Below are 14341 nucleotides of genomic sequence, written 5' to 3'. Positions count from 1 at the left end.
ATCAACAAAGATTATTAAATTGAAAGATATATCGTCTTTTTAATATCTTGCTTAATCGTTTTCATAGGTTTTGTATATTTGGGTATTATATATGTCATTTTAAACAAATGCTCCAGAATGAGAAAGCTTAATCAACTTAAATTCATTGCAATAACTTTACTTTTTTTAACAACATTGAATTCCTGTAAAGTCGGAAGATTTGTTGTGTACAACTTTGCTGACATCAATGACCACAAAAAATTTCCTGCAAGAAATATTGAAACGGGCACAAATACATTCCTATTTTCTGCTACTACAAAAGGTAAAGTTCCCAAAGACCTTTATATTAATGAAAAAAGTTATCCCTTCGAACAATATTTAAAAGACAATAAAACCGTAGCGTTTTTAATCATTCAAAACGACACCATTCAATATGAAAAATATTGGGAAAAATACGATGAAACTTCTATTGTTCCCTCTTTCTCAATGGCAAAATCTATTACATCTATTTTAATTGGTTGTGCTATTGACGACAAATTGATTCAATCTGTAAACGAACCAATCACAAACTACATTCCCGAACTTAAACAAAATGGTTTTGAGAAAGTAACCATTGAACATTTATTACAAATGACTTCCGGATTAAAATTCAACGAGGGATATACAAACCCGTTTGGTGATGTAGCAACATTTTACTACGGCACAAATCTACGGAAAGCTATAAGCAAAATGAAATTGAAATCGGAACCGGGGAAAGAATTTGAATACCTCAGCGGAAACACACAACTTTTAGGACTGGTTTTAGAAAGAGCGTTGAAAGACAAAACAATCACATCATACCTTGAAGAAAAAATATGGATACCTTTAGAAATGGAGTTTGATGCAAGCTGGAGTTTGGATAAAAAGAAAAACGGATTAGAAAAAACGTTTTGTTGTATTAATGCAAGAGCAAGAGATTATGCCAAAATCGGAAGGCTTTATTTAAACAAAGGAAAATGGAACGGCAAGCAAATTGTTTCTGAAGATTGGGTTATGCAATCTACTAAAATTGATACAACAAAAGGAAGTGTGGGATATTATCAATATCAATGGTGGTTACCTACTCAAACCGGAGATTTTATGGCTCAAGGTATTTTAGGTCAATATATTTATGTGCATCCTGAAAAAAATCTGGTCATTGTTAGACTTGGCAAAAATGAAGGAAAAGCCGATTGGTGGGAAATTTTATCATCATTAGGACATGCTTACTAAGTAAAAAAACAGGGATAACAGCTAATTTTATAATAATTGATTTATAACTGCTCTTAGAAATATGGGCAGTTATCAAAGATTATTTCAATAAATAGAAGTTGAAATATCTATCGTCTTTATAATATCTTGCTTTTCCATTTCAATCAAGATATTTACAAACTCTTCCACAAACATATTTTTAGAGAAATTAATATCAATCTTTTCATAAGGTTCTTTGATTGCCGTTCTTTCAAAAAATTTTTCTTTAAAATCTTTTACGTTTAATACCTTGTGCAAATATCTAACATTTAACTCCGATTCTATTTCAGGCGGCGGAACATCAATATAAATCTCTTTAAAAGGCAATTCCACATAAGCGTTTTGTTTATGAACTGTGTCACTGTAAACCATATAAATATCTTTGGTATCGGGATGCAAGCCTCCTTTTTTGTATTTTTTTTCGGTTAGTTGCTGTAAAAACGGAGCAATTTCGTTCAAAGTTAAATCCCTATCGGCAGAAATCACCCAATGGGTATTTCCTATTAAATTATTCTTATTAATTTCTACGTTGCCTTTATCGTTTTTTGAAATATAAACGGGACTAAAATCAGTCATTTCGGTTTGTACAGAAAAATCAGACCGGCTGATTTTCATTTCTTTTTGTTGGCACGATGCAAATACGATCGCACCAAAAATCAAGATAAATAGTTTAGTTTTCATACGTTTTCTTATATAGTTTTACACATTCTACCGCTTCTTTTACATCGTGTACACGTAATAAATTTGCTCCTTTCATCAACGAAATAGTGTTTAAAACCGATGTTCCGTTTAATGCTTCTTGTGGGGTGTTTTCAAAAAACTTGTAAATCATAGATTTTCGAGACAATGCCGAAAGTACCGAAACATCTAAGTTTTGTAATAAATCCAGCTTGTTTAAAACTTCGTAATTCTGATCTAATGTTTTAGAAAATCCAAAACCGGGATCAATAATCACATCAATTATTCCGTGTTTACGTGCCGTTGCCATTCGTTCAGAAAAATACAAAATCATATCATGCATCACATCTTCATAATCGGTAAACTGCTGCATGTTTTGCGGTGTTCCTTTCATGTGCATCATTATGTACGGAACGTTCATAGCCCCTGCCACAGCCATCATTTGATCGTCTAAGAATCCTGCTGAAACATCGTTAATAATCGCTGCACCTAAATCTATAGTTTGCTTGGCGACTTCGGCTCGAAAGGTATCAACAGATAAAATAATGTCCGGAAATTTCTTAACCAAATGGCTCACCACAGGGATAATTCGTCCTAATTCTTCTTCTTGTGAAACAAAAGAAGCGTTAGGCTGGGTTGAATACGCACCCACGTCAATAATATCAGCACCTTCGTTCAGCATTTTCTCGGTTTGTTGTTCAATTTTATCAAGCGAATGATGTAGTCCTCCGTCATAAAAAGAATTGGGAGTAACATTTAAAATCCCCATTACTTTCGGAATTTTTAAATCGATTAATTTTCCTTTGCAGTTTATTGTCATTATTCTAAAGTTTGGTTAACTTGAAACCTGAAATCTTGAAACTTGAAACAAATTTGTTTATTTTTGAACAAATTTACGTCAATGAAAAATACTTCTGAAGAATACGACCAAATAATTTCAATCTGTAGAAATCTGTATGTTAAAAAATTACAGGATTACGGTTGTGCCTGGCGTATTTTAAGATTACCCTCGTTAACAGATCAGATTTACATCAAAGCACAAAGAATTAGATCGCTGCAGGAGAATAAAACAAGAAAAATTGATGAAGACGAGAGCTCTGAATTTATCGGAATCATCAATTACAGCATTATGGCATTGATTCAGTTAGAAAAAGGCGTTTCTAAAGAAGCCGATTTATCAGCTGAAGAAGCCGTTGACTTATACGATAAACACATTGCAATTACCAAAGAACTGATGATGAATAAAAATCACGATTATGGCGAGGCCTGGCGTGATATGCGGATCAGTTCGCATACCGATATTATTCTGCAAAAATTACTGCGCGTGAAACAAATTGAGGATAATCAGGGCAAAACCATTGTTTCAGAAGGTTTAGATGCCAATTATCAAGACATCATCAATTATGCGGTTTTTGCACTAATTTTAATGAGATTTGCTACTAACTAAAAACTATAAAAATGAAATTACTTACACATTTTTCAAGATTTTTCGTCGGATTACTATTTATTTTTTCGGGATTGATCAAACTAAACGATCCGGTTGGTTTTTCGTTCAAATTAGATGAATACTTTTCAGAAGGCGTATTTAACATGCCTTTCCTTCAACAGTTTTCATTGGCAATAGCCGTAACCATCGTTATTGTCGAAGTAATTTTAGGAGTGATGCTGTTGTTAGGATTCTTTAAAAAAGTAACCCTTTGGCTGTTGCTGTTAATGATCGTTTTCTTTACGTTCTTAACATTTTATTCGGCATATTTCAACAAAGTAACCGATTGTGGCTGTTTTGGAGATGCCATTCCATTAACCCCTTGGGAATCTTTTTCTAAAGACATTGTACTTTTAATTCTGATTTTGATTTTATTTGCCGGTCAAAAATACATCAAACCATTGTTTAGCAATGCGGTAAATGGCGCTATTACTTTTATTGCTTTAATAGGCTGTATTTATTTTGGCTACCACGTATTGAACCATTTACCGGTTAAAGATTTCAGAGCATATAAAGTGGGCACTGATATTAAAAAGGAAATGGAAATTCCTGCCGATGCACCAAAAGCTGTTTACGACATTGTTTTCACCTATAAAATTGACGGTGTAGAAAAAGAATTTAAAATGGAAGAACTGTCACAATTACCGGCAAATGCGGAATTTGTATCACGTAACGAACATGTGGTTCAAGAAGGATATATTCCTAAAATCCACGATTTAACAATGGAATTAGAAGGACAAGATTATACGCCCGAAGTATTGGCTGCCCCAAAAGCCTTGTTAATTGTGGCTTATGATTTAAACAAAGCCAGCGAAAAAGGATTGCAAACCATTAACGAAACGGTTAAAAAAGCACAGTTGGCAGGTTATGAGGTTATTGGTTTAACGGCATCAGACCAATCAATTATTAATACAGTTAAATCAAATTTTAAATTAGATTTAGATTTTTATTTCTGTGACGGAACCACGTTAAAAACCATTGAACGCGCCAACCCAAGTTATATTACATTAGAAAACGGTGTGATTAAAGATAAAAAACACTGGAACGATGTAGATGATTTGATGATTAAATAAAAACCGTCTAAAGTTTAAAAGTCATAAAGTCAAATGTTCTACAAGATTATAAAAATTTTGTAGAACTGATTATATTAATACAAATAAAATGAAAAAAGTTATTTTACTTTTATTAATCATTGTTTCACAATTATCATTTGGACAAGAAAATTTTCTTGAAAAAGGAAATGCTTTAATGCAACAAGGTAAAAATAAAGAAGCTCAAGAAATATTTGAAAAAGCTCTTAAGGAAGAACCACACAATCTACTATATAAAAATCAAATTGCATTATCATTAATTAATCAAAGAAAAAATGATGATGCAGAAATTATTATACAAGAAGTTTTAAAGATTGACAGCCTAAACGTTGCTTCTTTGTGGTATGGAGGGATTAATAACTTTATGGCAGAAAATAGAAGTTTCAGAAAAGCAATAGGTTATTTTGAAAAAGCATTCAATTTAATAGATAAAAATTCAAGTCAGTTTTTTGGAGTTAATTATTTTATTGGTAAAAGTTATCGAAATCTACTTTACTCCGAAGGAATAAGTTACCAAGAAACTGACCGAATGTTAGAAACATATAGAAAATATATTGAATTACAACCAAATGCAGATGACTATCAGGAAACTGTAAATTTTATTAAGTACATAGAAGAAAAAAGACCACCAAAAAATGTACAAAAATGGATTTTGACAAATAATGAAAAAGTAGAACAATTAATTAAGGAACAACTTGATGAAATATAACAGCATCACCTTAAAAAATGTCTAGGATAGAAAATTGTAGAAGTAAAGCCCGAATAGGTTCTAAAATTTCTTATACTGAGATCTAAAGTGACTAACTAACACGTAATTAACCGACAACAACTTGTTCAGATATTTTTTAAATAAATTAGGCTATTCGTTTTTTACACTTTTTGGTGTAATAACCGTTGTATTTATTTTGTTCAACATATTGCCGGGAGATCCTGCACGGATGATGCTTGATCAAAATGAAAATTCGGAACAATTAGCCATCATCAAAAAAAAATACGGTTTTGACCAGCCGGTTCTGAATCAGTATTTTTATTACCTGAACGATTTATCACCGGTATCGTTACACAAGAATCAACCGGATCATTACACGTTTTATACCAAAGAAAAATACAGCGGAGGCGTTTTATTCCGTACTAAAAATTACACCATTGTTTTAAAAACACCTTATTTACGGGAAAGCTTTCAGAAAAACGGTAAAAAAGTCACCGAAATCATTGCACATACCTTGCCAAGTACTGTGGTTTTAGCTATTTTTTCTATTGTTATTGCATTGTCTATCGGGATTGTTTTAGGCGTTTTGTCCGCATTATATACCAACAGTTGGTTTGACCGAATTATTGCCTTTGTCAGCACGTTGGGCATGAGCGTTCCTTCCTTTTTCAGTGCCATTTTATTTGCATGGATTTTTGGATTTGTTTTGCACAACTATACGCATTTAAACATGACCGGAAGCTTATACGAGGTTGACGATTTTGGAAACGGAACATATCTTGCACTAAGAAATACCCTATTGCCTGCTGTGGTTTTAGGAATCCGCCCGTTGGCCGTAGTCATTCAGTTAATGCGTAATTCTTTGTTAGAAGTTTTAAATCAAGAATACATTCGCACGGCAAAAGCCAAAGGTTTATCAACCTATAAAATCGTTACAAAACACGCGTTGAAAAATGCACTCAATCCGGTAGTAACTGCTATTTCGGGTTGGTTTGCCTCTATGCTGGCTGGTGCAGTTTTTGTAGAATATATTTTTGGATGGAACGGTTTGGGAAAAGAAATCGTTGATGCACTGAACAATTTAGACCTTCCGGTAATTATGGGGTCTGTAATTGTCATTGCTACCACATTTGTATTAATTACTATATTAGTAGATTTAATCTACGCTTATTTAGATCCAAAAATAAAATTGAAATGATATGAAAAAAGTTTTTATTGCCCTTTTTGCATTGGGAATGATCGCTGTTAGCTGCGATACCAAAAAAGTTGATGCCAAGATTGCTGAAGAAATTAACGAGTTAAAAGACTCTTTAGCTATTGAAACAGATAATGTTTCTAAAAACAACAACGCTTTTAATCCGGTTACATTAAATAAAGAATTTGATGATAACGACGGAAACAAGATTTCGTTTCAAAAAATTTTAGATAAACACAAAGGAAACGCAATTGTGATTGATGTCTGGGCATCGTGGTGCCCTGATTGTATCAAGGGTTTTCCTGAATTAAAAAACCTGCAAGAAAAATATCCCACCACTGCTTTTGTATTTCTTTCATTAGACAAAACAAAAGACAAATGGAAAGAAGCCATTAAAAAATACGATTTACAGGGAGATCATTATTATTTAAACGAAAAAATGAAGGATGAATTCGGTACTTCGATTGAATTAGACTGGATTCCCCGCTACATCGTTGTCGATACTCAGGGAAACATTGCCCTAAAAAAAGCCATTGTTGCCAATGATTCTCTTTTAATTAAAACATTAGATAAATTACAACCTTAATATGAGACATAAAATTATCGCCGGAAACTGGAAAATGCACAAAAACGCACAAGAAACCGGATCTTTTTTAAACGATTTGATCAATGAAATGCCCGAAGGAAAAGAGGTAGAAGTAATTGTTGCCCCGGCATTTACCAATTTAATGCTGGCAACGCAAATTTTAGAAGATACCAATGTTGCTGTGGCGGCACAAAATATGCATCAAGCAGAAGGCGGTGCGTTTACCGGAGAAATTTCTGCCGATATGTTAACAAGTATCGGAGTGCAAACCGTCATTTTAGGTCATTCTGAACGCAGACAATATTTCAAAGAAACTCCTGCCCTTTTAGCCAATAAAGTAGATACCGCTTTGCGTCATAAAATGCGAGTGATTTTCTGTGTGGGCGAAGAACTGAAAGACCGCAAAAGTAAACAGTTTCAAAATGTGGTTTTTTATCAATTAAAAGATTCTTTGTTTCATTTACCAAAAGAAGCCTGGGAACACATTGTTATTGCTTATGAACCCGTTTGGGCAATTGGAACCGGAGAAACCGCAACACCCGAACAGGCACAGGAAATGCATCAGTTTATCCGCGAACAAATTGCACACCATTACGGTAATTTAGCAGACAATGTTACCATTTTGTATGGCGGAAGTGTAAAGCCCGACAACGCAAAAACCATTTTTTCTCAACCCGATGTTGATGGTGGATTGGTTGGTGGTGCAGCTTTAAACGTTGCTGATTTCACAGCCATTATCAATGCCATTTAAAATATAAATATCATTATGATTGAAACACAATTTTTTTGCGTCCCTTTCTAAAACACCTTTACATTGAAAAAAATATTTTTATCCATAGCGTTATTAACAGGTATTTGTGTCAATGCACAAGATTTCTTAATAGGTCCAACGGTTTCTTATCAATCGCAAGCCGGTAACCTTTTAAAAGTAGGTGGATATTATTTGCAACCGTTAGCCGGCGATTCTTTTGGATTTAAATTAGAAGCAAACGCACAATTTGCTTATTTCAGAGAGCAATTCAGGGTAATTCCGGAAGGTAGTTTTACGTTTTACCCAACATTTAACAATCTTATTTTACCATTTGTTGAAGGTGAATTAACACCTTATACGGTTACACCAAAAATCGGACTGTCGTTTGCTACTATGATAGAATTAGGTATTGGTTATGGTCTTGACATCGAAACAAAACAAGGTTTAAAACCTATTAAAGGCTTCACTTTTTCGCTTGGTTTAAATTTCCCGTTGAATGCTTTGTAACAAAAAAAGAGGTTTTTAAAAACCTCTTTTTTTTAATTCACAGGATAGCCTTTATCTATCCAGTCTATTTTAATATTTTTAGGAATATTTAAAAGTTTAGCGTTTTTATATCCTGCTGCAATTATCGCTTTAAATGCCGGACGTATATTGGGACATTTTTCAAAAGGGCAACATCCGCAATACAAAACAACTTCTTTATCTTTTGAAATATTTTTTAAATATGTTTGTAGCTTTTCAATGTTTTTAGAATCACTCCCTGCCCCTGCATTGTATGAATTTTTAATTACTGCATCGGGACCAATGTTTACAACAATTGTATTCTTCATTTTATTCTGAACAATTCTATCTGCCAATGTTTTAGTACTCATTAGCTGTTGTGGTGTCCAAGGTTCTGAAAATCTTTGAGCTGTTAACTGGTTTGTAAAACCAATTAACAGCACCAATAAAAACATTATTTTCTTCATTAGTTCAAAATTTAATCTCTCATGCTATCGAAAAATTCTTCGTTCGATTTTGTATTCTTAATGCGGTCATGGATAAATGTAATTGCCTCAACCGGATTCATATCAGCTAAAATATTTCGTAAAACAAGCATTTTACTGTTCGTGAAACGATCTTGCAGTAAATCATCACGGCGTGTAGATGATGACGTTAAATCAACTGCTGGGAAAATACGTTTATTGGCAATTTTACGGTCTAATTGCAATTCCATATTCCCGGTTCCTTTGAACTCTTCGAAAATCACATCGTCCATTTTAGATCCCGTATCTGTTAAAGCAGTTGCGATAATGGTTAGTGAACCACCATTTTCTATATTTCGCGCCGCACCAAAAAAACGTTTTGGTTTTTGCAAAGCATTGGCATCTACCCCACCCGACAATACTCTGCCCGACGCCGGTTGAACGGTATTGTAAGCACGTGCCAAACGGGTAATGGAGTCTAACAAAATAACCACATCGTGCCCGCATTCTACCAAACGTTTTGCTTTTTCTAAAACCATATCAGCTAATTCTACATGGTATCGGGCCTCTTCATCAAACGTTGACGCAACAACCTCTGCACGTACATTACGCTGCATATCGGTCACCTCTTCGGGTCGTTCGTCAATCAGCAATACAATTTGGTAAACTTCCGGGTGGTTATCAGCAATGGCATTGGCAATTTCTTTGAGCATCATGGTTTTACCTGTTTTTGGCTGTGCCACAATCATGCCACGTTGCCCTTTTCCGATAGGTGCAAATAAATCGATAATTCGTGTAGAAAGTCTTGAATTGTTACCTGATAAATTAAATTTATCTTTTGGAAAAAGCGGAGTTAGGTGTTCAAATGAAGGACGATCGCGTACTTCGTCAGGTTCGTGCCCGTTAATTTTTGTGATGCGAACCAATGGAAAATGCTGTTCATTTCCTTTTGGTGGACGCACAATTCCTTTTATGGTATCGCCTTTTTTTAATCCAAACAAACGGATTTGTGATTGTGAAATATAAATATCATCAGGCGATTTTCTATAATTATAATCAGACGAACGTAAATATCCGTGCGAACCACCGTCTTTAGGCACTTCTAAAACCCCTTCACATTCAATAATTCCTTCAAATTCATAATCAGGATCGCGGTAGTTTTGTTTTTTCTGATTTTGATTTTTGTTCCGGTTTTGGTTTTGAGCTGGTTTCTCTGTTTCAGCCACCGCCTCATCTGTCATTGGTTCCTTGCTTAGCGTTTTATCAGCATCAACGTTAACTTCGGTAGCAACCTCTTGTGTATTGGTTGATTTGGTGTACTGCTTTTGATTTTTATTAGGCTTATTACGTTTTTCAACCGTTTCAGTAGATGGTGCTTCTGGTTTCGTTTCAGAATTTTCGGCTACAGACTCAGAAAACAAATTTTGATCTTGTGTTTCTTCTGTTGAAGGATTTATACGTTTTCTCTTCTCTTTTTTGGGAGCAGCATTCTTTGGTGGCTGATTTTCAGCAGAAGGCTCGTTCCCCTGAAAACGATCCTGCATCGTTAAAATAGTATCAATCAGTTCATCTTTTTTAAGATTAATTTTTTCTACACCAATTGTTTTTGCTAGTTCTTTTAGTTCGGGTAGTTTCATACCCTTTAACACGTTTTTGTCAAACATAAATTGTGACGTTGTTGTTAGATATTATTTTTTGTGATTGCTTAAAAGAAAGTTATCTGATAAGTTGTACAGAAAGGTCGAACAATGAAGAAGTTACGATTTTCTTCTGCAATATTACACTATTTTTTTTTAAAATCAATGTTTTTTAATGAAATTTAAGTGTTACTTTTGTAAGCAAATCAGAAAAATAATGATTCAAAGAATACAAACCATATACTTAGCGTTGGCGTTTATTGTTTCAGGTCCATTATCTTTATTTTTTCCGTTATGGAAGGATGTTAAAGGAATTGACTTTCACGTGGGACAAAACACCGCTTACACCCTATTATTTGGTTTATGTGCCGCATTGAGCATTATTTCGATTTTTTCCTATAAAAAAAGACAAACTCAATTTGTTTATAACAGGTTGAATATGATATTGAACTTTATATTACTAGGATTATTTGTGTATCAATCGCTAAATTTATCTGGAGAAACCTTGGTTTCAGAGAAGGGTATTGGGATGTTTCTTCCTATTGTTTCTATCATTTTGCTGGCATTAGCCAACAAAGCCATAAAGAAGGACGAAGATCTTGTAAAATCTGCTGATCGTATACGATAAACCTTACATCTTAGTTTATTAGTGCGTTAAAAAATCCGACCATTGGTCGGATTTTTTTGATTTTAATAGAATTTTTACTTTTTAGAAATCCTATAAATTTTACCGCTGTCGGTAACCGCATATAAAGATTGATTGGGGTGTTGACCTAACACATCGCGGAAACGTTCGTTTTTATCAGCTAACAAACGTTCTTCTCCTTTTACCCTGTTATTTTCAATGACCAATCTAATAATATGTTGCCCGCTTAAGGCCCCTAAAAATAAATTATGCTGCCATTCGGGTATTGCTGTACCGGTATAAAAATCAATTCCGCTTGGCGAAACCGACGGATCCCAATAATAAACAGGTTGCTCCATACCCTCTTTCTGGGTAATGCCCTCACCTATTTCTTCGCCGCTGTATTCTAATCCGTACGTTATAACCGGCCAACCGTAGTTTTTACCGGCTTCTATAAAATTAATTTCGTCTCCACCTTTTGCTCCAAATTCAGCTTCCCAAAGTTGTTTGGTAACTGGGTGAAATGCCAACCCTTGCGGATTTCTATGACCATAAGAATAAATTTCGGGGTTTGCGTCGGCTTCCGATACAAAAGGATTTGACGCAACCGGCTGCCCGTTTGTAGTAATCCGGATAATTTTTCCCAAAGCAGCATCTAATTGTTGTGCTTGTGGTCGTGTTGCCAAATCAGATCTTTCACCGGTACTTACATATAGATTTCCTGCATTGTCAAACGCCAACCGACTGCCATAATGCAAACTGCCGTTATATGATGGCTCGGCTCGATAAATCACCGTAGAACCCTCAATTGATTGTTCATCAGCTGACAACCTTCCTTTAGCAACCGAGGTTAAATTGCCATTTCCATAGGGTTCAGAAAACGACCAATAAATCATTCGGTTCGACTCAAAAGCAAGATCCAAAGCAACATCTAACATACCACCCTGACCACCATCATCAACCACAGGAAACCCCTCTACCTTTGATAAAAACGTACCTGTTTCAGAAAAAACCTGCATATATCCTGATTTTTCGGTAACCAATAAATTTCCATTTGGCATATTTACAATTGCCCAAGGACGACCAATGTTAGAAGCAATTACTTCAATTTTAAGTTGGGTTTGCGTTTTTACGCTTCCGATTCTGGTTTGTCCTTCAAATGCTGGTTCATAACTTGTATTGGGTGGCAAAGTTTCAACAGGATCACCTGTTTGGATTGGTTCTTCAATTGGATCATTGTTATCATTACAAGAGAAAATTCCGGCTAAAACAAAGATCGGAATAAAACAAAAATTCTTTTTCATAGCTAAAAAATTACAATTATTCAGTCTTAAATTTACAAAATAATATCACAAATAGTTTATTTATAAACCATTAGTTTAAAAAAATTAAAAACAAGTCTTAAATTCCATCTATTTTTCACATTGATATTTCTAATAAAAATATAATTTTAAAATATTATTTAAATGGTTAAATTTGGTCTTTCAAACAAAGACAATATAAATTAAAATATAACAAGATGATTATTAAACCAAGAACAAGAGGCTTTATCTGTTTAACATCGCATCCCGACGGAACGGCTGTCAACATCAAAAATCAAATTGAATATGTTAAATCACAGGGAGAAATAAAGAACGGACCAAAAAAAGTTTTAGTAATTGGTGCTTCTACAGGTTTTGGAATTTCATCAAGAATAGCTGCTGCTTTTGGTTCAGGTGCTGCAACAATTGGAGTTTTCTTTGAAAAACCAGCTACTGAAGGCAAACCCGGAACTGCCGGTTGGTACAATTCTGCCGCTTTCGAAAAAGAAGCTCAGGCTGCCGGTTTATATGCAAAATCAATCAATGGTGATGCTTTTTCAGATGAAATCAAACAACAAACCATCGATTTAATTAAAAAAGATTTAGGAACGATTGATTTGGTTGTTTACAGTCTGGCATCTCCTCGCAGAACACACCCCAAAACAGGCGTGGCTTACGCATCGGTATTAAAACCTATTGGTCAGCCATTTTCTAACAAAACAGTAGATTTTCACACAGGTGTGGTTTCTGACATTACCATAAATCCTATCGACAGCCAAGAAGATATCGACAATACCATTGCTGTAATGGGTGGTGAAGATTGGAAATTCTGGATGGAAGATTTACAAAAAGCAGGTGTTTTGGCAAATGGTGTTAAAACGGTGGCTTACTCATATATCGGACCTGAATTAACGTTCCCTATTTACCGAAACGGGACTATTGGTCAGGCAAAAAATGATTTAGAGGCAACTGCATCGACCATTCATTCTATCTTAAAAGACGTAAATGGCGAAGCGTATGTTTCTGTGAACAAAGCATTGGTAACTCAATCAAGTTCTGCAATTCCGGTGGTTCCTCTTTATATATCGTTGTTATATAAAGTGATGAAAGAGAAAGGTATTCATGAAGGAACTATAGAACAAATGTATCGTTTATTTAAAGAGCGTTTATATACTGAGAATGGAGAAATTCCGGTAGATGCCGAAGGAAGGATTAGAATCGACGATTTAGAAATGCGTGAAGATGTTCAGCAAGAAGTGGATAAATTATGGAAAGAAGCTACGACTGAAAATCTGGAGCAAATTTCGGATATTAAAGGATACAGAGAGGATTTCTTTAATTTATTCGGTTTTAATTTTGACGAAATTAATTACGATGCAGAAACCAATGAAGTTGTTAACGTACCAAGTATTTAAATAGAATTTATTTTAGTAAAAGTAAAAAAGGATTTAACTTAATTGTTAAATCCTTTTTTGATGATTATTCTTTTTTAAGATAATCTCTTAAAACATACTGAAGAATGCTTTTTAAAAATACATAAACGACATGGGGTTAAAAAGCACATATGTTGTTTTCTTACGGCATGTTAGTCCACCGCCCTTTTTTAAAGATATAAAATACGGATTTATTTGATAAACACAACAGTCGCCCCGAGCTTGCGAATTGGCGAAGCAACCGATCATGGGGACACGCTGCAGCTATAACAAAAAAAGAGGATTACTTTTTAGTAATCCTCTTTTGAAAAAAAGGCGGCGACATACTCTCCCACGCTATGACGCAGTACCATCTGCGCAATCGGGCTTAACTTCTCTGTTCGGAATGGAAAGAGGTGAGCCCCGACGCTATAACCACCTTAAGTTTTTGTTTAAAGTTTAATTTTTTTTTGTTTAAGGTTCTTGAAAACTTTAAACCTTGAACTTTAAACTCTAAACGCAGCTTTGCTGCAATATTGTTAACATATTTTCGATACTTGTTTTGTAGAATCTTTATCTGATTACTGACTGCTGTCAGCATTATACAAAGCAACTCCCAGAGCACATAAGCTTACGGGCTATTAGTACTACTTG

General features: G+C 34.6%; 15 protein-coding genes and 1 rRNA gene. 10 read left to right on the top strand and 6 right to left on the bottom strand.

The genetic code is table 11. The features are described from left to right. The first annotated feature begins 117 nt into the window (after window positions 1-117). Window positions 118-1230, top strand: coding sequence for a serine hydrolase domain-containing protein (locus tag BLW20_RS04555; RefSeq protein ID WP_091096822.1), 1113 nt, complete (start codon window positions 118-120; stop codon window positions 1228-1230). A gap of 84 nt (window positions 1231-1314) precedes the next feature. Here BLW20_RS04555 and BLW20_RS04550 read toward each other — a convergent pair whose 3' ends face one another. Together BLW20_RS04550 and folP are read right to left on the bottom strand one after the other, a co-directional pair. Continuing rightward, a complete protein-coding gene (locus BLW20_RS04550) occupies window positions 1315-1929 on the bottom strand; it encodes a hypothetical protein (RefSeq protein ID WP_143037736.1) in 615 nt (204 codons plus the stop codon). Next, entirely contained in the window at window positions 1919-2746 is an 828-nt protein-coding gene (folP, locus tag BLW20_RS04545) for a dihydropteroate synthase (RefSeq protein WP_091096816.1), read from the bottom strand. Before folP ends, BLW20_RS04550 begins: the two co-directional genes overlap by 11 nt. Before the next feature lie 81 nt (window positions 2747-2827). Between folP and BLW20_RS04540 the strand changes: the two genes are divergently transcribed. The 7 genes from BLW20_RS04540 to BLW20_RS04510 all read left to right on the top strand — a co-directional run bounded on the left by BLW20_RS04540 (window position 2828) and on the right by BLW20_RS04510 (window position 8251). Then, a complete protein-coding gene (locus tag BLW20_RS04540; RefSeq protein WP_091096814.1) occupies window positions 2828-3373 on the top strand; it encodes a DUF1599 domain-containing protein in 546 nt (181 codons plus the stop codon). Window positions 3374-3384: 11 nt separating this feature from the next. Next, window positions 3385-4485, top strand: coding sequence for a BT_3928 family protein (locus tag BLW20_RS04535; protein WP_091096811.1), 1101 nt, complete (start codon window positions 3385-3387; stop codon window positions 4483-4485). 88 nt (window positions 4486-4573) lie between these two features. Next, on the top strand, window positions 4574-5212 hold the full coding sequence (locus BLW20_RS04530; protein ID WP_091096809.1) for a tetratricopeptide repeat protein: 639 nt from the start codon (window positions 4574-4576) through the stop codon (window positions 5210-5212). Window positions 5213-5333: 121 nt separating this feature from the next. Continuing rightward, window positions 5334-6410 (top strand): ABC transporter permease, encoded by a 1077-nt coding sequence (locus BLW20_RS04525; protein WP_091096807.1) that lies wholly within the window; start codon window positions 5334-5336, stop codon window positions 6408-6410. 1 nt (window position 6411) lies between these two features. Then, window positions 6412-6993, top strand: a complete 582-nt coding sequence (locus BLW20_RS04520; protein ID WP_091096805.1) for a TlpA family protein disulfide reductase — start codon at window positions 6412-6414, stop codon at window positions 6991-6993. A gap of 1 nt (window position 6994) precedes the next feature. Further along, a complete protein-coding gene (gene tpiA / locus BLW20_RS04515) occupies window positions 6995-7744 on the top strand; it encodes a triose-phosphate isomerase (protein WP_091096803.1) in 750 nt (249 codons plus the stop codon). Between the two features lie 63 nt (window positions 7745-7807). Next, window positions 7808-8251: a hypothetical protein gene (locus BLW20_RS04510; protein WP_091096801.1), complete on the top strand. Its 444-nt coding sequence runs from the start codon at window positions 7808-7810 to the stop codon at window positions 8249-8251. Between the two features lie 32 nt (window positions 8252-8283). Here the strand turns inward: BLW20_RS04510 and BLW20_RS04505 are convergent, their stop codons facing one another. Together BLW20_RS04505 and rho are read right to left on the bottom strand one after the other, a co-directional pair. Beyond that, entirely contained in the window at window positions 8284-8715 is a 432-nt protein-coding gene (locus BLW20_RS04505; protein WP_091096799.1) for a hypothetical protein, read from the bottom strand. Between the two features lie 11 nt (window positions 8716-8726). Beyond that, window positions 8727-10376, bottom strand: coding sequence for a transcription termination factor Rho (gene rho / locus BLW20_RS04500; RefSeq protein WP_091096797.1), 1650 nt, complete (start codon window positions 10374-10376; stop codon window positions 8727-8729). 190 nt (window positions 10377-10566) lie between these two features. On the opposite strand from rho, the gene BLW20_RS04495 reads away from it, so the two are divergent. Continuing rightward, window positions 10567-10977 carry a DUF4293 domain-containing protein gene (locus BLW20_RS04495; protein ID WP_091096796.1) on the top strand — a complete coding sequence of 137 codons (411 nt, stop codon included), beginning with the start codon at window positions 10567-10569 and terminating at the stop codon, window positions 10975-10977. 74 nt (window positions 10978-11051) lie between these two features. Here the strand turns inward: BLW20_RS04495 and BLW20_RS04490 are convergent, their stop codons facing one another. Next, window positions 11052-12278: a PQQ-dependent sugar dehydrogenase gene (locus BLW20_RS04490; protein ID WP_091096794.1), complete on the bottom strand. Its 1227-nt coding sequence runs from the start codon at window positions 12276-12278 to the stop codon at window positions 11052-11054. A gap of 215 nt (window positions 12279-12493) precedes the next feature. Between BLW20_RS04490 and fabV the strand changes: the two genes are divergently transcribed. Continuing rightward, entirely contained in the window at window positions 12494-13690 is a 1197-nt protein-coding gene (fabV, locus tag BLW20_RS04485; protein ID WP_091096792.1) for an enoyl-ACP reductase FabV, read from the top strand. Between the two features lie 328 nt (window positions 13691-14018). Here the strand turns inward: fabV and rrf are convergent. Further along, window positions 14019-14130, bottom strand: a 5S ribosomal RNA gene (gene rrf, locus BLW20_RS04480). Window positions 14131-14341: the final 211 nt, after the last annotated feature.

Source organism: Paenimyroides marinum, assembly GCF_900108395.1.
GTDB lineage: Bacteria > Bacteroidota > Bacteroidia > Flavobacteriales > Flavobacteriaceae > Flavobacterium > Flavobacterium marinum.
This window is presented reverse-complemented; position numbering and strand designations above follow the sequence as displayed.